The 19,523-nt window shown below is 72.4% G+C and carries 21 protein-coding genes; 10 read left to right on the top strand and 11 right to left on the bottom strand.

Annotated elements, in window-relative coordinates; genetic code table 11:
• The first annotated feature begins 92 nt into the window (after nucleotides 1-92).
• Entirely contained in the window at nucleotides 93-926 is an 834-nt protein-coding gene (locus tag QI554_RS31170; RefSeq protein ID WP_281474641.1) for an ABC transporter ATP-binding protein, read from the top strand.
• A gap of 69 nt (nucleotides 927-995) precedes the next feature.
• Here QI554_RS31170 and QI554_RS31175 read toward each other — a convergent pair whose 3' ends face one another.
• Together QI554_RS31175 and mug are read right to left on the bottom strand one after the other, a co-directional pair.
• A complete protein-coding gene (locus tag QI554_RS31175; RefSeq protein WP_281474642.1) occupies nucleotides 996-1,769 on the bottom strand; it encodes a hypothetical protein in 774 nt (257 codons plus the stop codon).
• Between the two features lie 184 nt (nucleotides 1,770-1,953).
• Nucleotides 1,954-2,529, bottom strand: coding sequence for a G/U mismatch-specific DNA glycosylase (gene mug / locus QI554_RS31180; protein WP_281474645.1), 576 nt, complete (start codon nucleotides 2,527-2,529; stop codon nucleotides 1,954-1,956).
• Nucleotides 2,530-2,694: 165 nt separating this feature from the next.
• On the opposite strand from mug, the gene QI554_RS31185 reads away from it, so the two are divergent.
• A complete protein-coding gene (locus tag QI554_RS31185) occupies nucleotides 2,695-3,441 on the top strand; it encodes an SDR family oxidoreductase (RefSeq protein ID WP_281474646.1) in 747 nt (248 codons plus the stop codon).
• Here the strand turns inward: QI554_RS31185 and QI554_RS31190 are convergent.
• Together QI554_RS31190 and QI554_RS31195 are read right to left on the bottom strand one after the other, a co-directional pair.
• Entirely contained in the window at nucleotides 3,401-3,949 is a 549-nt protein-coding gene (locus QI554_RS31190; RefSeq protein ID WP_281474647.1) for an SRPBCC family protein, read from the bottom strand. The two genes, QI554_RS31185 and QI554_RS31190, sit on opposite strands and share 41 nt — an antisense overlap.
• Nucleotides 3,950-4,038: 89 nt before the next feature.
• Nucleotides 4,039-4,197, bottom strand: a complete 159-nt coding sequence (locus QI554_RS31195; protein ID WP_281474649.1) for a hypothetical protein — start codon at nucleotides 4,195-4,197, stop codon at nucleotides 4,039-4,041.
• Between the two features lie 167 nt (nucleotides 4,198-4,364).
• Here QI554_RS31195 and QI554_RS31200 point away from each other — a divergent pair, with 167 nt between their 5' ends.
• From QI554_RS31200 to QI554_RS31215, 4 genes are all read left to right on the top strand, one after another.
• Nucleotides 4,365-5,477: a hypothetical protein gene (locus QI554_RS31200; protein ID WP_281474650.1), complete on the top strand. Its 1,113-nt coding sequence runs from the start codon at nucleotides 4,365-4,367 to the stop codon at nucleotides 5,475-5,477.
• Nucleotides 5,474-6,892 (top strand): sensor histidine kinase, encoded by a 1,419-nt coding sequence (locus QI554_RS31205; RefSeq protein WP_281474651.1) that lies wholly within the window; start codon nucleotides 5,474-5,476, stop codon nucleotides 6,890-6,892. Before QI554_RS31200 ends, QI554_RS31205 begins: the two co-directional genes overlap by 4 nt.
• Nucleotides 6,889-7,494: a response regulator transcription factor gene (locus tag QI554_RS31210; RefSeq protein ID WP_281474652.1), complete on the top strand. Its 606-nt coding sequence runs from the start codon at nucleotides 6,889-6,891 to the stop codon at nucleotides 7,492-7,494. Before QI554_RS31205 ends, QI554_RS31210 begins: the two co-directional genes overlap by 4 nt.
• A 172-nt stretch (nucleotides 7,495-7,666) precedes the next feature.
• Nucleotides 7,667-8,071 carry a DUF6461 domain-containing protein gene (locus QI554_RS31215; protein WP_281474653.1) on the top strand — a complete coding sequence of 135 codons (405 nt, stop codon included), beginning with the start codon at nucleotides 7,667-7,669 and terminating at the stop codon, nucleotides 8,069-8,071.
• Here the strand turns inward: QI554_RS31215 and QI554_RS31220 are convergent.
• The 4 genes from QI554_RS31220 to QI554_RS31235 form a co-directional block, all read right to left on the bottom strand.
• Nucleotides 7,978-8,556, bottom strand: a complete 579-nt coding sequence (locus tag QI554_RS31220) for a GNAT family N-acetyltransferase (protein ID WP_281474655.1) — start codon at nucleotides 8,554-8,556, stop codon at nucleotides 7,978-7,980. The genes QI554_RS31215 and QI554_RS31220 overlap by 94 nt on opposite strands.
• A 65-nt stretch (nucleotides 8,557-8,621) precedes the next feature.
• Entirely contained in the window at nucleotides 8,622-9,779 is a 1,158-nt protein-coding gene (locus QI554_RS31225; RefSeq protein ID WP_281474657.1) for an ROK family protein, read from the bottom strand.
• Between the two features lie 67 nt (nucleotides 9,780-9,846).
• Nucleotides 9,847-10,632, bottom strand: coding sequence for a GntR family transcriptional regulator (locus QI554_RS31230; protein ID WP_281474659.1), 786 nt, complete (start codon nucleotides 10,630-10,632; stop codon nucleotides 9,847-9,849).
• A gap of 200 nt (nucleotides 10,633-10,832) precedes the next feature.
• Complete coding sequence (locus QI554_RS31235) at nucleotides 10,833-11,372, bottom strand: GNAT family N-acetyltransferase (RefSeq protein ID WP_281474660.1); 540 nt, start codon at nucleotides 11,370-11,372, stop codon at nucleotides 10,833-10,835.
• Nucleotides 11,373-11,439: 67 nt separating this feature from the next.
• On the opposite strand from QI554_RS31235, the gene QI554_RS31240 reads away from it, so the two are divergent.
• The 3 genes from QI554_RS31240 to QI554_RS31250 all read left to right on the top strand — a co-directional run bounded on the left by QI554_RS31240 (nucleotide 11,440) and on the right by QI554_RS31250 (nucleotide 14,545).
• Entirely contained in the window at nucleotides 11,440-12,207 is a 768-nt protein-coding gene (locus QI554_RS31240) for a DNA alkylation repair protein (protein ID WP_281474661.1), read from the top strand.
• 34 nt (nucleotides 12,208-12,241) lie between these two features.
• On the top strand, nucleotides 12,242-12,595 hold the full coding sequence (locus QI554_RS31245; protein ID WP_281474663.1) for an MmcQ/YjbR family DNA-binding protein: 354 nt from the start codon (nucleotides 12,242-12,244) through the stop codon (nucleotides 12,593-12,595).
• 333 nt (nucleotides 12,596-12,928) lie between these two features.
• Nucleotides 12,929-14,545, top strand: coding sequence for an ABC-F family ATP-binding cassette domain-containing protein (locus QI554_RS31250; protein WP_281474664.1), 1,617 nt, complete (start codon nucleotides 12,929-12,931; stop codon nucleotides 14,543-14,545).
• A gap of 88 nt (nucleotides 14,546-14,633) precedes the next feature.
• Here the strand turns inward: QI554_RS31250 and QI554_RS31255 are convergent, their stop codons facing one another.
• Both QI554_RS31255 and QI554_RS31260 read right to left on the bottom strand, forming a co-directional pair.
• Entirely contained in the window at nucleotides 14,634-15,587 is a 954-nt protein-coding gene (locus QI554_RS31255; protein ID WP_281474665.1) for an esterase/lipase family protein, read from the bottom strand.
• Nucleotides 15,588-15,746: 159 nt separating this feature from the next.
• A complete protein-coding gene (locus QI554_RS31260; protein ID WP_281474666.1) occupies nucleotides 15,747-16,136 on the bottom strand; it encodes a DUF2568 domain-containing protein in 390 nt (129 codons plus the stop codon).
• 56 nt (nucleotides 16,137-16,192) lie between these two features.
• Between QI554_RS31260 and QI554_RS31265 the strand changes: the two genes are divergently transcribed.
• Nucleotides 16,193-17,161 (top strand): ADP-ribosylglycohydrolase family protein, encoded by a 969-nt coding sequence (locus QI554_RS31265; protein WP_281474667.1) that lies wholly within the window; start codon nucleotides 16,193-16,195, stop codon nucleotides 17,159-17,161.
• 918 nt (nucleotides 17,162-18,079) lie between these two features.
• Here the strand turns inward: QI554_RS31265 and QI554_RS31270 are convergent.
• The gene (locus QI554_RS31270) at nucleotides 18,080-19,390 is read right to left on the bottom strand and encodes a tetratricopeptide repeat protein (RefSeq protein ID WP_281474668.1); all 1,311 of its coding nucleotides are present in this window, start codon (nucleotides 19,388-19,390) and stop codon (nucleotides 18,080-18,082) included.
• Nucleotides 19,391-19,523 lie beyond the last annotated feature (133 nt).

Below are 19,523 nucleotides of genomic sequence, written 5' to 3' on the forward strand. Positions count from 1 at the left end.
TCAACGACAGCCACATCGTCCACATACCGGACGCCCATTCCACCTACCGGACGCCGCAGACGCCACGCACCGCCCCCGGCTACCGTCTGCGGATGAGCACCACGCCGCAGCCCGAGCAACCCGTCGTCACCGCCCTGACCGACGTCAGCGTGCGCCTCTACACCACCGACCAGATCATCCTCGACAGCGTTGACTGGACGGTACGCAGAGGCGAGCACTGGGCCCTGCTCGGCCCCAACGGCGCAGGCAAGACCACCGTGCTGCGGCTCGTCGGCGCGGTCACGCACCCCACGACCGGCACCGTGGACGTCCTCGGCAACCGCCTCGGCCGCGTCGACATGCGCGAACTGCGCGCCCGCATCGGGTTCGTCTCCAGCGCGCAGAAGGTCCCGCTCGACGAGACCGCGCACACCGTCGTCCTCACCGGCGCGACCGGCACCATCCAGCCGCTGTGGCGCAAGTACGACGAGGAGACGCGCCACCGCGCCCACGAACTCCTCGCCGAGCTCGACCTGAAGGACCTCGCCGACCGCCCGTACGGCGTCTGCTCCGGCGGCCAGCGCGCCCGCGTCCTCATCGCCCGCGCCCTGATCGCCGACCCCGGACTCCTGCTCCTCGACGAGCCGTTCAACGCCCTCGACCTGCCCTCCCGCGAGGACCTGATCGACGCGCTGCACGGCCTCGCCGCGAGCCGCCCGCACCTGAGCACCATCACGGTCACCCACCACCTCGAGGAACTGGCGCCGAACATCGGCCACGCCCTGCTCCTCCGCGACGGCCGCGTCCTCGCCCAGGGCCGCGTCGAGGACGTCCTGACCGGCGCCACCATGACCGCGTGCTTCGGCCGGCCCATCGAGGTCACCCGCCACGCCGACCGTTGGCTGGCCCGCTCGGCCCGCACGCCGGGCCTGCCGCCGCTCGACTGATCCCGGGCACGGGCCGACCTGTCGTTTCGGCGCCCCCGCACGTACAGGCCGCACCCACCAGCACAGCCCCTACTCACATGACCCGGCGCCCTCCGCCCGATACAGCGAATCCGCGAGCCCACCCAGCTCGTCCAGCTGATCAGGGCTCAGGCGCCGTGCCTCCCAAACGAGTTGCGCCAGCTCCGAAGCCGCCGGATGCAGCGGAATCGGAGTCTCCGGCAGGGCGACACCGGCCAGCGCCGCCAACTCCCGCACGGGCAGGCCGATTGCAGCCGCACTTGCCGCGACGATTTCCGGTTTCGGGCCGCCGTTTTCGGCGCCCATCGCCGGGATCGTCGCGCCGGAGACGTACACGTGCCCGAGCGTCAGGACATACAGCGCCTTCGCCGCCGCGGCGTAGCGCAGGTTCCGGTTCTCCAACAACCGGACCACAACCGCCCGCGGACCCGGCCGCGAAACGGCGAACAACCGTCGCGCAAGCGCTGGTTCGAAGCGATCCAACGGCATCGCCCGAGCCGCCTCCATGACCCGGCCGCGCGACTCCGCCTTCATGCGCGCCGTGGAGTGGAGCAGTGGGGCGACGCGTGCCTGCGCGATCGCGGCCCGCGGCGCCAGATCCGCCGGCAACTCCGCACCCACAATGGCGAACACGTCGGAAGCATGCAGGCCGAGCGCAGGCGCGAGCCGCCGCAACAGCTCCTCGTCGCACACCGCGTCACCCCCGAGGAGCCCCACGAGCCGCCCCTCCCGCACATCCGCCCGCTCAGCCACCACCCCCACACCGAGCCCGCGGCATTCCAGCAGCCGCGCCAGCAACGGACCGGTCTCCACCATCGTCGTCATCCCAGCAGGCTAGGACCGCGGGGCCACCGCCGCTCGACCGAGGGGAGGCGTTCATGCCGGTGCACGGTGCTGTACGCCGACGGCGCCCCGGACGCCATCGCCGTCTGGGGCGCGTCCGGCGACTGACCTGCGCGTTTGACGACACGCCCGCGCGGCGGGCCGCTACGGAATGGGCAACAGGCCCTCACTCCGAGGCTACGCCGCCCTCCTTCTCCTCCTCGACAGCCGCGCGCAGGTGGGCGAACTCCTCGGCCAGCGTCTCGACCGTGAAATGGGCGTTCAGGCCGCTCGGGTTCGGGAGGACCCACAAGCCCGTCTTGCCGAGGGTGTCGGGCTGGCGGCCCAGGACGGCCTTCGGTTTGGCGAAGGCGGTGCGGTAGGCGCCGATGCCTACCACCGCCAGCCAACGCGGTTGGTATTCCTCGACCTTCGCGCGGAGGATCTTGCCGCCGGTCTTGTACTCGTCGGCGAGGAGTTCGGCCGCGCCGGCCGTGGCCCGGGCGACGACGTTGGTGATGCCGAGGCCCAGGGCGACCAGTTCGTCCTGCTCGTCCGGGCGCATCAGGCGCGGGGTGAACCCCGAGCGGTGCAGTGCGGGCCAGAACCGGTTGCCGGGGCGGGCGAAGTGGTGGCCGGTGACCGCCGACATCAGGCCCGGGTTGATTCCACTGAAAAGTACGTCGAGATGGGGCCCGATGACGTCGGGAATGGTCCGGCCGGTCGCGGCGGCCAGTTCCTCGCGGGTGTAGCGCTTGGTCACGGGGACAGTCTCCCCGATGTTCCGACAAGGCCCGGCGTCGGGCTCGCGCAGCAACACACACCGACGCCACGGCGGGCGGCTATCTCCTGGACGGAGGCGCGGCCGTCGACCTAGCGTGCGTCGTGACGATGCCGGGTCCACGGCATCCCGGACACGGGGAGAACATTGAGCACGTCGCACGACAACACGTCCGGCGCGGCCGCCGACAGCAGCGGGCCCGTCACGCTGATCACCGGTGGTTCGACGGGGATCGGTGCCGCCACGGTGAAGGCGCTGCTGGCGGCCGGGCACCGGGTCGCGGTGACCGGGCGGAGTGAGAAGAAGCTGGACGCCCTGCTGGGCGAACTCGGGGCGGGCGAGCGGCTGGTCGCGCTGCCCGGGGACGCCGCGGACTGGGCCGCGGTGAGCGGTGCGGTCGCCGCCACCGTGGAGGCGTTCGGACGACTGGACAACGCGGTGTCGAACGCCGGGTTCTCGGTCGAGGGCAACGTGGAGACCGCGGACCCGGACGGCATGCGCGACATGGTGCTGACCAACGTGCTGGGCCCGAGCCTGCTGATCAAGGCCGCGCTGCCGCTGCTGCGGGAGACCAAGGGCCGGATCGTGCTGGTCGGCAGCAGCGGAGGACTCAAGCACAGCCCCGGCAACCTGTACTCGGCCACGAAGTGGGCGGTGACCGCGCTCGCGGAGAACACCCGCATGCTGGCGACGCAGGACGGCGTCGGCGTCACGCTGATCGCGCCGGGCCGGGTGCTGACGCCGTTCTGGGAGGACCGTCCGGGCGGCGCGGCGGCGGCCGGGCCGATGCTGACGGCCGAGCAGATCGCGGACACCATCGTGTGGGCGGTGTCGCAGCCGCAGGGCGTGGACGTCAACACCGTCCAGTTGAGGCCGACCGGGCAAGCCCACTAGGCAGTCCCCAGGGGGCGCCCCGCATGGCCGGGACGGGCATCCCGCCCGGCCCGCCGTCCGGGCGCGCCCCCTCGGGCCGTTTCGCGGCCTGTTCCTCGGTGAGCAGCGCCAGGGTCCGCATGGAGACGGGCAGCGCCGCGGCGACGCCGGGCCCGAGCCGGCGCCCGTAAAGACCCGACAGCACGCCGACGATCGTGACCGTGTGGGTGAACCGGCAGCCGGCGCCGGCCGCGTCGGCGCCGACGCGGTACGCGCGATAGATGCGTGCCCCCGGCAGGTCGGTGACGGCCATGAACGACACGAACGGCACGACGTGCACGATCCGGAAGCCGGTGCCCCGTCCCCGCGTCGGCCACAGCGTCCCGGTGCCGCCGGACCCGAACGCGCCGTCGAGTACTGCGCCGCGCAACGAGACGTCCCACAGCGGCCATTCGTCGACTGCCGTGTACTGCTCCCACAGGTGCGCGACCGGCGCTGCGGTGTGGTCGCTGTTGCGGTACGTCCACATGGAGCGGGTTCCCTTCCTGAGGTGTCTCTGCAGCCGGCTCAGCGGCCCTGGCACACTCGGCGTGCGGGTGAGCGTGAGGTGTGTCGGCGTCATCGCACGATGCCCAGCCGAATCAGTACGGCGACCACGCCCGCGCAGCCGAGGCCGAGCCGGATGATCGAGGCCGGTGGGTTGCGCGGCAGTGGTGGCATATCCGAAAGCATGCCGAGCGCGGCGCCCGCGGGGCAGATACCGATGTCGCCGGTCACCGATGACAAATGTCATGGTCGGGCGGGGATATCGGCATCTGGTTGGTCGGCGGGAGCGCGGCGAGACTGCGGGAATGGTCTCGGCTCACGTACGCGCAACGATGGCGACCGGTGTCCGCCTCGGCGCGGACCGGCCGCATATGCCCCGCTCCCCCGCACGTCTATCGTTGTCCCCCGACGATCTTCGCTGGGGGGCGGAACTGGACGGGAGAGCGACGACGAGCGCGCGCGGCCACGCTGCCCGCGCCTGGACGCACGCCCGCAGCACGGCCCGCCGGCTGGTCGGCCGCGGCGCGTCGGTCGCCGACGAGCGCACCCCGTACGAGCGCTATGCCCGCCTGGTCGCCCCCGCCGCACTCCTCTACAACCTGACCGTCCCCGTGGTCGGCGTGACCCGCCTGACGGGCGTCGTGCCGCGCACGCACCTGGAGCTCGCCGCCGCCGCGATGACGGTGCTACTCGTCCTCCACGTACGCCACGTCCTCGCCGCCCTGCGCGGCAGGCGGCCGCGCGGCGCGGTCTGGACGCTGGTCCTCATGGCGGTGGTGACGGCGGTCCCGATCCCGTACCTGGCCGGGCGCTGGTCGATGTCGATGCTGGCCGCGTCGTGTCTGTTGGTGCTGCCGCTGCGGTGGGGCGCCCCGGCCGCGGCGGGGGTGTTCGCCGCGCAGCTGCTGACGGGGCTGCGCTACGGCGAGTGGCACTGGACGGTCTACATCGCGCTGAGCGTGGTCGCCACGACGGTTTCCATGACCGCCATCGTGTGGTTGGCCCGCGCCGTGCGCCGCCTGCACGCCGCCCGGCAGGACCTGGCGCGCGCCGCGGTCCTCGGTGAGCGGCTGCGGATCGACGCCGAGCTACGCCACCGCATAGAACCGGCGCTCGCGGGCCTGGCGGCGGACGCCGCCCGGGCGGCGCGGTCGGCCGAGCACGCCCCGGAGGCGGTCGCGGCGGAGGTCGGTGACCTGTCGGCGCGGTCGCGCGGCACGCTCGCGGAGACCCGTGCGTTGCTGGCGGGCTATCAGGACTCCTCGCTGCGGGCCGAGTTGGCGACGGCGGCGACGCTGTTCGCGGCCGCCGGCATCTCGGTGGACCTGCTCGTACCCGTCGCGGAGGACGGCTCGGCGGTCGGGCTGACGGCCGATCAGGACGCCGCGCTGCGGATCGCCCTGCGCGAGACGGTCGCGCGGACCCTGGCGGTGGGCGCGGGCCGGCACTTCGTGGTCACCCTGCACGGAACGGCGCTGCGCGTCGAGTCGACGGCGGAGGTGGTCGTGTGACGGCCGCACCGCAGCTCACCGCGCAACCGCCCGCCGCAGCAGACGCACAGGCGGCCGACACCCCGACCCGCTCCCGCGCCGCGGAGACCGGCGACGCGCTGGTCGGCACACCGCGTCGCCGCACCTGTCTGGTCTTCTTCGTCACGGCGCTCTTCACGACGCCCGCGCCGTTCGCGACCGGGTACGCCATGGACGGCCCCAAGCCGGGGCCGTGGTGGCTCCCGGTGCTGCTGGGTGTCGTGCTGCTCGGGCTGCAGATGCGGCACTCGCTGGCGTCGGCGCGCGGGCTGGTGCCGCGTTTCGGCTGGTGGTCGTACGCGGCGATCACCACGCTGACGTTCGCGCCCCTGCCGTCCTACGGATGGACGTGGGCGATGACCGCGTACATGTTCGCCGCGACCACCCTGATGATGCTGCCGACCCGGCTCGGCCTCGCCGCCGTGGCCGCGACGGTGTTGGGCTACGGAACCGCCGCCGGACTTGCCGGGTACGCGTTCGACGGCGGGATCGTCGACACGGTTTCGCTGGGCCTGCTGTGGGTGTTCAGTCCGCTCGGCGCGGCGATCGCCGTGTACGGCGTGACCGTGCTGGCCCGCCTGGCCGACCAACTGCACGCGACACAGGCAGAGTTGGCGGAGATCGCGGTGGGCAGGGAACGCCTGCGGGTGTCGCGCGACCTGCACGACCTGCTCGGGCAGAGCCTCTCGGCGATCTCGCTGAAGGGCGATCTGGCGCTGCGTCTGCTGTCCCGCGACCCGGCGGCGGCACGCGACCAGTTGGCCGACATCACCGAGGTCGCGCGCGGCGCCCTCGGCGGGGTGCGGGCGGTCGCGCGCGACGAGCACGCGGTGTCGCTGGCCACCGAGACGGCGGGTGCGCACGCGCTGCTGCGGGCCGCGGGGGTCACCGCTTCGGGCGACCTCGCGGCGGCGGACGGAGCGGGGCCGGCGACCGCCGAGGTGCTGGCGTGGGCGGTCCGCGAAGGCGTGACGAACGTGCTGCGGCACAGCACGGCGACGGTGTGCGAGCTGACCGCGGTGCGGCGCGGCGGGCTCGTCGTCCTGTCGATCGTGAACGACGGGGTACGCGACGGCGGCGACGACCCGTCGCGGCGAACCGGCACGGAAGCGGGCACGGCGACGGAACCACGGACGGACACGACAGCAGTCGCAACGGGCTCCAGACCCACCGGCACGGCGACCGCAGCCACCGACGCCCCCACTGCCTCCGCCGCCACCGCGCGCTCCGGCCGGGGCCTCCAGGGCCTCGCCGGCCGCGCCGCGGCGCTCGGCGGTCGGGCGTACGCCGGTCCGGTCGGCGGCGGCCGGTTCCGGGTGACGGTCGAACTCCCGTACGCCGTAGGCCCGTCCGGCCCCGCCTCCACCGCCCCACCCCCTGAAAGGACATCGTCGTGATCCGCGTCCTGATCGCCGAGGACCAGCACATGATCCGCGGCGCTCTGGTCGCGCTGCTGTCGCTGGAGGACGACCTCGAGGTCGTCGCCGAGTTGGACCGCGGCGACACGATCGTCGACACGGCGCTGCGCACGCGGCCGGACGTGGCGGTGGTCGACATCGACCTGCCGGGCATGGACGGACTCACCGCCGCCGACGGGCTGTTCCGCGTCCTGCCGTCGTGCCGGGTGCTGGTGCTGACGGGCCTGAGCCAGCCCGGCCACCTCCTGCGCGCGCTGAAGGTGCACACGCGCGGGTTCCTGGTGAAGGACGCCCCGGCGGCGACCCTCGCCGACGGCGTGCGGAGGGTCGCGGCGGGCGAACGGGTCATCGACCCGGGCCTCGTGGCGGCCGCGTTGGAGACCGGCGCGAGCCCGCTGACCCCGCGCGAGACGGACGTCCTGCGCGAGGCCAGAGCCGGCGGTTCGACGGACGAGATCGGCCGACGCCTCGGCCTGTCCCCCGCCACCGTGCGCAACTACCTGTCGAACGCGGTGGGCAAGGTCGGCGCCCGCAACCGCCTCGACGCCATCCGCATCGCCACCGACGCAGGGTGGCTCTGAGCTGACCAGACGCTCCTGACCCCCGCGCGCCCCAGGCCCGTCGGCCGCCCCCGCCCCTGACCCCGCCCCGAACCGTCGTCAGGGCGTGCGGGCGTGCCGCCGACCGGCCGCGCCCGAGCCGTCCCCACCACGCCGCGACGCGGCGCGATCCGACCATGCCCTTGGAGCAGTCATGCCTGGATTGTCCTGGCGCTACGCCCACCTCACCGACGCCGTGACCCTCGTCTTCACGCGCGGCACGGCCACCCTCGCCCTCCACCTCGACGACAGCTGGTACGCGGAGTTCTCGTACGCCGAAGACGGCCGCCTCGTCACCGCGTTCGACACGGCCGCGGGCCTCGCCGACCGCAAGGGCGACGACCCGTCCCGCTTCGACGAAGCCCTGCGCGACCTCGGCGCCGACCCGCTGACCGGCGACCTCGGGGCGCTCACCGCACGGGAGTTGGTCCTCGCCCTCGCCGAAACCCTCGGCGCGAGCACGCCTTACGACGGATCCGCCTGGTCCCTGAGCCCGACGCAGTCCAGCGCCCAGAACACGTCCCTGTACACGAACGTGCCTGTCATCCAAGGCTCGTAGCCGTCGAGCGGTGCGACCTGGAAGGCCGCCTGCGGGATGCGCGGCGAAGGACTGCGGAACCCGAGCTCCTCGGCGCCGCGGAACCCGCGCCGGCCGTAGTAGTCGGGCGAACCTTCCAGGAACACCAGCGGCGCGCCGGCCGCCCGCGCGGCGTCGAGCGCGGCCGCGACCAGTCGCGTGCCGACACCGCGACGCTGCCACGCGGGAAGCACCGACAGCGGCGACAGGACGAGCACGTCCACGAGCCGACGGGGCGCGTCGAGGCGGGCGGCGCTGAGCATGACGTGCCCGACCACGCCGTCATCGGCAACAGCCGTCAGCGAGATCGTCCCCGCCGCCACCCGCAACGCGTCGACGAGCGGCGCGATGCGGGCGTCCCCACCGAACGCAGCCTCACAGACCCGCCGTACGGCCGCCACGTCGCGCGGCCCCTCCGAACGGATACCGAACCACGCCGCACCGGAGCCGAGTTCGTCGCCGACCAAGCTCCACCGCCTAATGTCCAGAAGCCCGTAAGGAGTTGATGATAGACGGGCCGCAAGGCAACCCGTCAGGAATGCGGCGCGCCCTCGTACGACACCGCGAACAGCCGCTGTTCGGCGTGGTCGAGCGCGACCCGCAGGGCGCCGAGCCCGATGCCGTCGCTGCCGAGCGCGGACAGTTCGACGCGCGGCAACCGCAGGCAGAACTTCGCCAGTTCGGCGCGCAGCGGCTCGACGACGTCGTCGATGCCGGCCGCCCAGCCGCCGACCACGACGATCTCCGGGTCGAGGGTCAGCACCATGGCGGTGATGTCGTGGACAAGGCGCTGCACGAACCGGTCGACGGCCTCGCGGGCGACCGCATCGCCGGTGCGGGCGAGCCGGAAGACCTCGGCGACGGCCTCCTCGTCGAGCGGGACGAGCGGGGTGCCGGTGGTGGACAGCAAGGTCTCCGGCGGGGCCTGTCGGCCGAGCAGGTGCAGGGCGCCGATCTCGCCCGCGGCGCCGCCGAAGCCGCGGTGGACGCGGCCGTTGATGAGCGAGCCCGCCCCGGGGCTGAGCCCGGCGAGGATGTAGACGACGTCGTCGGAGCCGGCGGCGACGCCCTGCCAGCGTTCGCCGATGGCGGCGAGGTTGGCGTCGTTCTCGACCAGCACGGGGCAGCGCAGCGATCGGCTGAGCCGGCCGCCGAGGTCGGTGCCGGTCCAGCCGGGCACCGCCGCGCTGTAGGTGACCACGCCCTTGCGGTCGACGATGCCGGGCGAGCCGACGCCCGCGGCCCACAGCAGGTCGCGGGAGACGTGGGCGCGGCGCAGGAGTTCGGTGACGGCGGCGCGGGTGCGGTCGAGGCGTTCCTCCGCGTCGACGCCGTGCACGGGGCGGGAGTGGCGGGCGACGACGGTGCCGGTGAGGTCGGCGAGCAGGCAGCGCACCTCGTGCATGCCGATGTCGACGGCGAGCAGGTAGCCGGCTTCCGCGTGGAAGCGCAGGCGGCGCGCGGGCCGGCCGCGGCGCCGTCCGGCCGGGCCGGACTCGGGCTCGGCCTCGACCACGAGGCGTTCGCCGAGCAGGCCGTCCACGACGCCTTCGACCGTGGGCCTGGACAGACCGGTGGCGTCCATCAGCTCGGTGACGGTGAGCGCGGCGCCGCCGCGCAGCGCGCGCAGCGTCGCGGCCGAGTTGATGCGCCGCAGCAGGGACGAGTCCCCGCCACCTGATGCCGCCACGGCGCTGTCTCCTTCCCGTGCCACACGATGCGCGTCGGCGGATGCTATCCGACCGGCACGTCGTGGATCACGAGGCCGAGCGGGTTCTGCCGCCCGAGGTGCCGACGGGGCCCACCCCGACGGGCGCCGGTCCGGAGTCGGCGTCGCCGAACGCGAGCCGGCAGGTGTCGGCGCGGTAGGTGGTGACGACGAGCGCCGCGGTGCGGCCCTGGGCGGCGTACGCGGTGGTGACCACGAGCACCGCCGTACCCGGCGGGCGTTCGAGCAGCCGGGCGTCCTCGGGCTCGGCGACGCCGAGTTCGACCGACCGGCTCAGGCCTTCGAGCGGGTGGTGCCGCAGGTGCCGCAGCACGAGCGCGGCGCGCCGGGTGTCGCCGAGGAGTTCGGGGACACGCGGCACGACGGCCCGCGGCACGTACAGGCATTCGAGGCCGACGGTCTGGCCCATCGACAGCTGGCGGCGGCGCACCCGGTGCACCATGGCGCGCGGCCGGACGCCGAGCCGTGCGGCGAGCCGGGCGGGCACGGCGGCGGTGGTGCCGTCGACGAGCTGCCGGTCGCCGAGGTCGATGCCGGGCCAGCCCTCGTCCTGCGTGCTCATGGGGATCTCGAGGCGCGGTCCGGCGACCACGGTGCCGGCGCCGCGCTTGCGGTGCAGCCGGCCCTCGAGCTCCAGCTGCTCCAGGGCCTGCCGCAGTGTGGCGCGGGCGACGCCGAATCTGGCGGCGAGGTCGCGTTCGTTGGGCAGCGCCTGGCCGGCCTCGAACTCGGAGTCGATCGCCTGGACCAGCACCGTGCGCAGGTGCCAGTACTTCGGTTCGGCCGCCACCTCGACGGTCGCCGTCGTCGCCATGCCGCCCCCCTACGGGAATTACGCTTCCCGCTTTACTAAAGGTGCTTGACTTATCTCCGGCGAAGATACGCAGGTCCAGACCAATGGTCAAGGAAGCGTGTGACAGCCGTGCCAACACCTCGTGAAGCCCGCGGCGCGGCCGGGCGACGTCAGCCCGACGGCTGGGTGGGCCGGATCACACCGCCCGCGCCGCCCGGCTGTCAGGGGGCGAGCTCGCGCACGAAGCACACGCGCGGCAGGCCCTCGCCGTCGTAGTCGGACTTCACGGGCACCCCGTCCACCTCGGTGTCGCCCTTCTCGATCGTGAAGCCCATGCGCGTGTGGTACGCGATCGAGTCGCGGTTGGCGGGGCCGGTGATGCACTTGACCCGGGTGCGCCCGGCCTCGCGCGCGCCCGCGAAGAACCGCTCGTACAAGGCCGCCCCGACGCCGCCGCGCTTGCGCTCGGGGTCGACGCCGACGAAGTGGATGTACGCCTCGTCGGGGTGGTCCTGGGACAGGAAGCCGACCAGGAACGCGACCAGCCAGCCGTCTGTGTCGTCTGGGTCCTCGGCGATCCAGCTGGTGCCGGTGAAGTGCTGCAGGAACAGCCGCGGCACGAGGAGCCGGCGCTGCTGCGCGCCGGCCTCGCCGCCGAGGCCGCCCCACCAGTGCGTGAGGCCGTGCTGGATGCGCGGGTAGTCGTCCTCGACCGGGTGCCGGAAGGTCAGGCCTTCAGGTGCGGGCCGCGCGTTCGTCATCGGGGTCCTTTCGATCGTTCGTGCGGATGTCCGTGATCTTGTCCGACGTATGCGGTAGGCAGGACACATGGGTGCACGGGGAAGCGGCGGGGACGGGGACGACACGCCGGCGGGGATCGCCGCCAGGCTGGACGCGGAGCTGGCGGCGCTGGCCGACCCGGTGCGGGCCGAGGCGGCACGGGCGTACCTGCACAGCGAGCGGGTCCACTACGGAGTGTCGGTGCCGCAGGTCCGGGCGGCCGTGCGCGGCATGCACCGGGCGCACCGGGGGCTCACCCGTCCCGAGATCCTCGCCGTCGCGCACACGCTGTGGGCGCCCGAGGTTTTCGAGACACACCTCGCCGCCTGCGTGTGGCTGGAAGCGTACGTCGACCGGCTCGAGCCGGAGGACACGGACCTGCTGGCCGAGATGATCGGCGACGCGGGCACCTGGGCGCTCGTGGACGTACTGGCCGGCGACGTCGCCGGGCGCATGCTGCTGCGGCTGCCCGAGCTGGAGCACGTCCTCAGGGCCTGGGCCGCGCAGGACGAGATGTGGCTGCGCCGCTCCGGCGTGCTGGGCTTCCTGCGGGGAGTCCGTGCCGCGGAGACGTACCCGCGCTGGTTCCCGGTGCTGGGCGAGGTCGCGGACCCGCTGCTCACCGACCCGCGGTTCTTCGTGCGCAAGGTGATCGGATGGGTGCTGCGCGAGGCGACGAAGCACCACCCGGACGACGTGGTCGACTGGGTGTCGGGGCGGCTGGACCGGATCTCGGGGCTGACGCTGCGCGAGGCGCTCAAGCGGGTGCCGGACGACCGGAAAGCGCCCTTGCTGCGCGCCCACCGCGCCGGATGAACCGCATGCTCGACGAAACGAGGAGGATCCCCGCGTGGTGACGAACGCCCAGCTCAAGAAGATGCTGCTCGCGCTGCCGGAGGCCGAGGAGGTCATGGTCGAGGCGTGGGGGCATCCGACCTACCGGGTGCGCGGCAAGATGTTCGCGTCCACCGCGGACGGCTCCCCGACCGTGACCCTGAAGGCGACGAAGGACACCCAGCAGGCGCTGCTGGCCTCCGATCCGGACACGTTCACCTTCCCGGCGTACGTCGGGCGCCACGGCTGGGTGGAGGTGGCCCTCGCCACCGTGGACCGCGCCGAACTGACCGAACTCGTCGCCGAGGCATGGCGGTTGACCGCGCCGAAACGCCTGGTGAAGGCGTACGACGAGACGCACGCGCCGTAATCGCCCGGCGACCCGCGCCCCGGGCCCGGAATAAATCCGGTTGCGCGCCCGCTGAGCACCTCGTACGTTCACTGTCGTGATCACGCGCCGAACCGGCGCGGGTCACGGACTGTCGTCGAAGAGGAGAAGGCCGTTGCTCGTCTGAGGTAGGAGACCCGCACCGCACCGTGTGTCACGGTAGCGGCGGCGCGCGATCTCGACCTCGGCACGGAGCCGCCTTCTCCTTTTGCTTTTCCTCTCTGGGCTGCCCCACTCGACCTGCCGGTTTCGTACGCCGCGCCCGCGTGTGTCTCCAGACGCCGCCCCCATCCAGCGAGCGCCCGGAGGTTCCGTATGTCTATTTCCACGTCCGCCCTGTCCGTCGTGTGCAGCGACCTCGACTTCGCCTGGCCCGACGGACGCGCGGTGTTCACCGGCTTCCAGCTGGCGGTGGGCCCGGGCCGCACCGGCCTGGTCGGCCTCAACGGCGCCGGAAAGTCCACGCTGCTGCGCCTGATCGCCGGCGAACTGGCCCCCACCGGCGGGGCGGTTCGCGTCACCGGGGAGCTGGGCTACCTGCCGCAGAACCTCACCCTCGACGTCGATGCGCGCGTCGACGAGATCCTGGGCATCGCGGAGATCCGGACGGCGCTGCACGCCGTGGAGGCGGGCTCCGTCGACGAGGCGCACTTCACGGCCGTCGGCGACGACTGGGACGTCGAGGAGCGGGCCCAGGCGGCTTTGGACCGGCTCGGCCTCGGCCGGCTGGACCTGGACCGCACGACGGGCGAGCTGTCCGGCGGCGAGTCCGTACTGCTGGCGCTGGCAGGGCAGTTGCTGCGGCGTCCCGACGTCCTGCTGCTCGACGAGCCGACCAACAACCTCGACCTGGCCGCACGCGAGCGCCTGTACGACGCGGTGCTCGCCTGGCCCGGCGTGCTGATCGTGGTCAGCCACGACCGCGAACTGCTCGACCTGGTGGACCAGATCGCCGACCTGCGGGACGGCGACGTGCGCTGGTACGGCGGAGGCTTCTCCGACTACGAGCACGCGCTCGCGGTCGAACAGGAGGCCGCCGAACGGATGGTGCGCGTCGCCGAGGGAGACGTGCGCCGCCAGGAGCGTGAACTCGCGGACGCCCACGTCAAGTTGGCGAGGCGGCAGCGCTACGGCCAGAAGATGAACGCCCAGAAGCGGGAGCCGAAGATCGTGATGGGGCTGCGCAAGCAGCAGGCCCAGGTCTCGGCGGGCAAGCACCGCACCATGCACACGGAACGGCTCGCGGGCGCCCGCGACCGACTGACCGAGGCGGAACGGGCGGTGCACGACGACGACGTGATCCGCGTCGACCTGCCGCTCACCGCCGTGCCGGAGGGCCGCAACGTCCTGTCGCTGCCGGGTGTGCGGCTGCAGTACGGCCCACGCGTCGGCCTCGAGGTCCGCGGCCCGGAACGGATCGCGCTCGTCGGGGCGAACGGCTCGGGCAAGACCACGCTGCTGCGGACCGTCGCGGGCCACCTCGAACCGCTGACCGGGGAGGTACGGCACGGCGTCCCGCTGCGCTATCTGCCGCAACGCCTCGACCTGTTGTTCGACGAGCTGACCGTGGCGGAGAACATCGGCCGCTTCGCCCCGACGGCGACCGACAACGAGATCCGGGCCCGCCTGGCCCGCTTCCTGTTCAAGGGCCGCCGAGCGGACCAGAAGGCCGAGACCCTCTCAGGCGGCGAACGCTTCCGAGCCACCCTCGCCGCTCTGCTCCTGGCCGAACCGGCACCACAACTCCTCATGCTCGACGAGCCGACCAACAACCTCGACATGGCGAGCGTCCGGCAGCTCACCACGGCGCTGGAGTCCTACCAGGGCGCCCTGATCGTGGCCAGCCACGACGTCCCGTTCCTCCGCGACATCGGCGCAACACGGTGGCTGCGGCTCGACGAGGAGGGGCTGACGAGGATCGACCCGATGTAGGAGAACCTGTCCGCGACGCGTCACAGCGGTCCCCCGTCCCACCCCGGCCGGGGCGGGGGACCGCTGTGCGTGGTGTCGGTACGGCTCGTCAGCCGCCGAGCACCGGCAGGACCAGCGCGCACGTGTGCGTGGCATGCGCGGGGTCCAGGGCGTTGAGCACTTCGCGGAGCGCGACGCGGTCGTAGATGACCGCGAGGTGGTCGGCGAAGTCGGTCCAGCAGCCGTTCTGCAGAAGGACGTTGGTCGTTCCAGGACCGTGCATCCAGGCGTTGGTGTACGGCGTCACGACCTCGTCGTAGCGGGTCTGGATCACCGTGTAGTGCACGCCCGGCACGGTGTCGCCGTTCGCGTTGAGCGCGGTGAGGAAATCGGACCCGGTCGCCTGCTGCGTACACGCGACGCACAGCGAGGTCAGGAAGTCCGTGCCGCCGGGGAACGCCTTGAGCAGGCCCAGCAGCCCCCAGAAGTCGGTGCCGTGGTTCGACGGCGACAGGCCGACGAGCTCGTGGACCTTGTCCTGCCCGCCGAGGTTCTGGATGAAGTAGCGCGGCATCATGCCGCCCTGCGAGTGGCCGACGATGTCGACCTTCGGCGCTCCGGTGGCCGCCAGCACGCGGTCGACGAAGGCGCCGAGCTGGGCGGCACTGGTCGGGATGTCGCCGTACCCCTGGAACAGGTTGCCGGGCGAACCCCCGTAGTTGAGCGCGAAGACGCAGTAGCCGTTGTTCGCGAGCAGCGGCGACAGCCCCTGCCAGCTGTCGGTCATGTTGCCGAACGTTCCGTGTACCAGCACGACGGGGTACGGGTGCGCGCTGGTCGGCTCGCAGCCGAAGTCGTTGGCGCCGACCGGGTCGGAGCCGGGGTGGAGCAGTTGGGCGGCGATGCCGGCGCTGAACGAGTAGGGGACGGGGTAGTTGTGGGACGCCGCCGGCTGCGCGCCCGCGGTGCCCGGCAGCGTCCAGGCCAGGCAGAGGGCGAGCAGGGCGACGCAGGCGCGAAGCGCCTTCCGTGGTCTACGGGGGTTCCGGATCAGGTCGGGCACGGGACGACCTCCACATCGACGGGAACAGCCGAACTGCCGTACTGCCGAGTGACACCGGCCGGGGGGTTACCGGAGGTTACATACGGCGTGCGGCGACTTCAATGCGTCCCGCCGGTTGGTTTCGCCGGGGCCCGCGCCCAGGTTTTCGGCAGCGCGGCGTCAGCCCTTGAGCCCGTTCCCCACCGGGTGGCCGGGGTCGGATCCGGACGCGACCCCGCTCTCCTCCCGGTACGCCGCGAGCACCACGACGCCCGACGCCGCCCCGAACACCAGCGCGACGATCCACTGCCCCATCGCCGCCAGCCCCACCGTCGCCACCGCCAGCAGCAGCGCCTCGAGCGCCAGGCGTCCGAGCGCCGAAAGCGGCTGCGGCGCCCACGGCGACGCGAAGTTGCCCCAGGTCACCGCCGCGAGCGCGGGGAACCCGACGGCCAGGATCAGGCTGCCGACCCAGCTGCGACCGAGGTCGACGCCCCACCACGCGAGCGCCCCGCACGCACCCGCTACCAGCACGTACCGGCCGACCGTAGAGATGCCCCGAATCATCATGCGGCCATGGTGACAGCGCGGTTCGCCGGGCGGCAGACCTGGCAGGATATGAATCAATGACCGTTGATTCGCCACACACTTCACCGACGAACACGACCGAAAACCACGACGCGCGCCGCGAGCGCGCCCGAACCGCCCTGCTGGGCCTGGCCCTCGGAGACGCCCTCGGCGCCCAGCACTTCGTCCCGGCCAACCTCCCCGCGCTGCGCGCCCGCACCCTGCCGCCCGCCCCCTGGCCGTGGACCGACGACACCGAAATGGCCTGCGCCGTCTACGCCGAACTCGCCGCACACGGACGGGTCGACCAGAATCGGCTGGCCGCCGCGTTCGCCCGACACCACGACTTCGACCGCGGCTACGGCCCCACCGTCAACCGCATGCTCCGGCTGATCCGCGCGGGCGGCTCGTGGCGCGAACTGGCGGCCGAGCCGTTCGACGGCCAGGGCTCGTGGGGCAACGGCGCCGCGATGCGGGTGGCCCCGCTGGGCGCCTGGTTCGCCGACGACCCGTCGCGTGCCGCCACCGAGGCCGCCCGTTCGGCACAGGTCACCCACACCCACCCGGAAGGCGTCGCGGGCGCGATCGCCGTCGCTGTAGGCGCCGCGCTGCTGGCCGCGCGGGAGCCGGTCGACCCGACGGGCTTCATCACCGCCGTACGCGACCACACCCCGCCCGGCCTGGTCCACGAACGCCTTGGCGCCGCAGTCCGCCTGATAGACCGTCAGGACCCAGCCCAGGTAGGCCGCATCCTCGGCAACGGCCGCCGCGTCAGCGCGCCGGACACCGTCCCGTTCACACTCTGGATCGCGGCCCGGTACCCGGACGCGTTCGAGACGGCCTGCTGGCACACCGCCTCGGCCGGCGGTGACGTCGACACAACGTGCGCGATCGTCGGCGGAATGCTGGGCGCGCGCGTCGGCCTGGACGCGCTGCCCACCACGTGGTTGAACGCAACAGAGCCACTACCCGCGTGGGCTTCCGAGACCAAGCCAGAACCGCAACCTGGCGCGGTGACGCAAGTGTGACGCGAACTACCCCCGATGAGGGAGTTTCGTTGATTCGCATACGTGACAGCACAGTGACCTTGGGGTCCGGGGGCTGGGCTGTCGCGTTGCGGCGTGGGAGTCGAAGACCACGCACCGTCCCGGACCTGCATGCCGGCGGTGGCCACCTCCCCCTCCCGATTTGTGATTGTCCGCGCGGCCGGTCGCCTGTCAAGGCGCGGTGGATCTTCCACGGACAGGTGGCCTGTCGCGTGGTGGTGGGGGCGCCTTGACAGCCGCCCGGCCGCGCTTAAAACCGCGGCAACTATCGGGAGGGGGAGGCGGTGTGGAGGCGCAATGCGTGCTTCGCGTCGCCGTGTTGCGGTTCCAGCGTGGGGCAGGCGGCCGCCTTGGACGACCGGTGACCACGCTTCACGGTTCTCATATCGCACCAAATCGGGCATTAGGGCGCCGAATCCCTTATTGGCTTTGCGTCAAAAGAACCAAATGGCCACATGTTGCCATCTGGTTCTTTTGAAAACCGTTGTCAGTGAGAGGTGAGAGGTCGGCGACCGCAGCCCGGCGGCGCGACCCGTCCCGGCACCCGGCCGACACCGACCGGCAGCGCCGGGCGCCCACCACGCTGGGACCGCAGCCCGGCGACGCGTAGCGAGGGAGCGGCGCCACACCTCCCGCCCCTCCCGCAGGTGCCAAGGATGTTCAGCGCGGACGGCCCGCGGGTCAAGCCGCCCCCTCCAGCACGGGACAGGCCACCGGTTCGTCGATGGCCCCACCGCGGCTTGACGCGCGGGACGGCCGCGCGAAAATCGAAAGCGGGAGGGGCGGGAGGCCACCGAACGCGGCGCAGGCCAGGAACGGTACAGCCAGAAGGCCGCTTCCCTCGTCGGAGCAGCCCGACCTCAGTACAGCCAGGCTCAGGCCCAGCCCCGAGTCAGCCCGCTACCACTTCCACGCATCCTCGTCAGTCCCATGCCGAGCCTGGTACTCATCAGCCGTCAACGAACTGTCAGGCCGATCCGCCGCAGGCGGCCCCATCTGCGGATAGGCAGCCGCCTCAGCCCCCGCCCCGAACGCCGCGTCGACATACGCCTGCGCGAGCGCGACCCGCGGCATTCCCTCCCCCAACTCCCGCGCGTCCCGCAACGCCCGGAGCGCCGGTTCGCGCCTCCGCAGCAGGCTGTACGCGATCGCCGCCGTGCAAAGCCCGTGCGCGGCAATCGGCTTGGACCGCGCATAAAACGCCGTCCGATCCCCCTCCCGCGCCGCACCCGCGAAGTCACCACGTACCAACAGGTACAAAGCAGTAGCGTCGCTCGTCGGATACATGGGTTGCAGAGTCAGCCCCACCGACGCCGCAAAATCGACCTCGTTGGGCCCCCACCGATAGGCACCCGGCACAACACCTGTGCCATCGCGCGGCGCCTCCCGGATGTAGCAGGCCGCCCGCACGAACTGCTGGGCGATCTGCGCCCGGTCGGGCCCAGCGGGCATCCCAGGGAACAACGCAAAAGCAAGCTCCGCAGCCTCCTCGTACCGCCCCTGATGCACCAGCAGCTCAGTTTCGAAAACCCGAGCCGCAGCCGTCCCCGGATCAAGCTCACCGAGCGCCCTCTCAGCAGCCTCAAGCTCCCCGGTCGCGAGCAAGTTGCGCACCCGGACCTCCGCCGTCGAACGGGCCAGCAACACGAAAGCGTCCCGTCGGGCGAAAGGCATGGCGAACAGGAACCAGCCAGGCGTCGACGACACCCCATACGGCGAAAAAACCTGCGTCGCGCCCAACACCGCACCCACCGCGAGCCCGACGCCCTTGCCGTCCGGCACGGCGAAAGCCGCAGCAACGGCCACACCCGCGAACACCAGCAGCTCCAGCGCGACACCGAGCCAGACCCGGACCCGCCTCGTCGACTCCGTCCGCGGCGCGATGTCGAACGCCGACCCGATGCCGATCTTGCCGGCCACCAGCAACCGGTCGCCCTTGATCCGCACCACCGCCGGCCGCCCAGTGCCCCGCACAACAGCGAGCACACGCACACCGAACGGCTTGGCGAACGCCCGCCACCACCCCTGGTGCAGCCACTTCCGAGTGATCCAGGACCCGAGGAGCAGTCCGAAGACGTTCTGCCACACGTGCTCCCCGAAAAGACCGAGGAGCGACACCGCAAGCGGCAGTCCGATCAGTGCAGGCGCGTTGCGCCAAAACCCCGCACGCCTTGCGCGGCGGGTCTGTTCGACGAAGCTGAGCGTGGTCACGGCCAGCATGTTCCCAGCACTGAGAAACGACCGAAGCGTTGGGGGGCGCACGACACCGAAAGCGTTGAGAGCACACGACACCGGAAGCGCTCGGGGCACACGACACCGAAAAGGTGGCGAGCCACCAGGTCGG

The organism is Yinghuangia seranimata (genome assembly GCF_029953285.1).
Lineage (GTDB): Bacteria > Actinomycetota > Actinomycetes > Streptomycetales > Streptomycetaceae > Yinghuangia > Yinghuangia seranimata.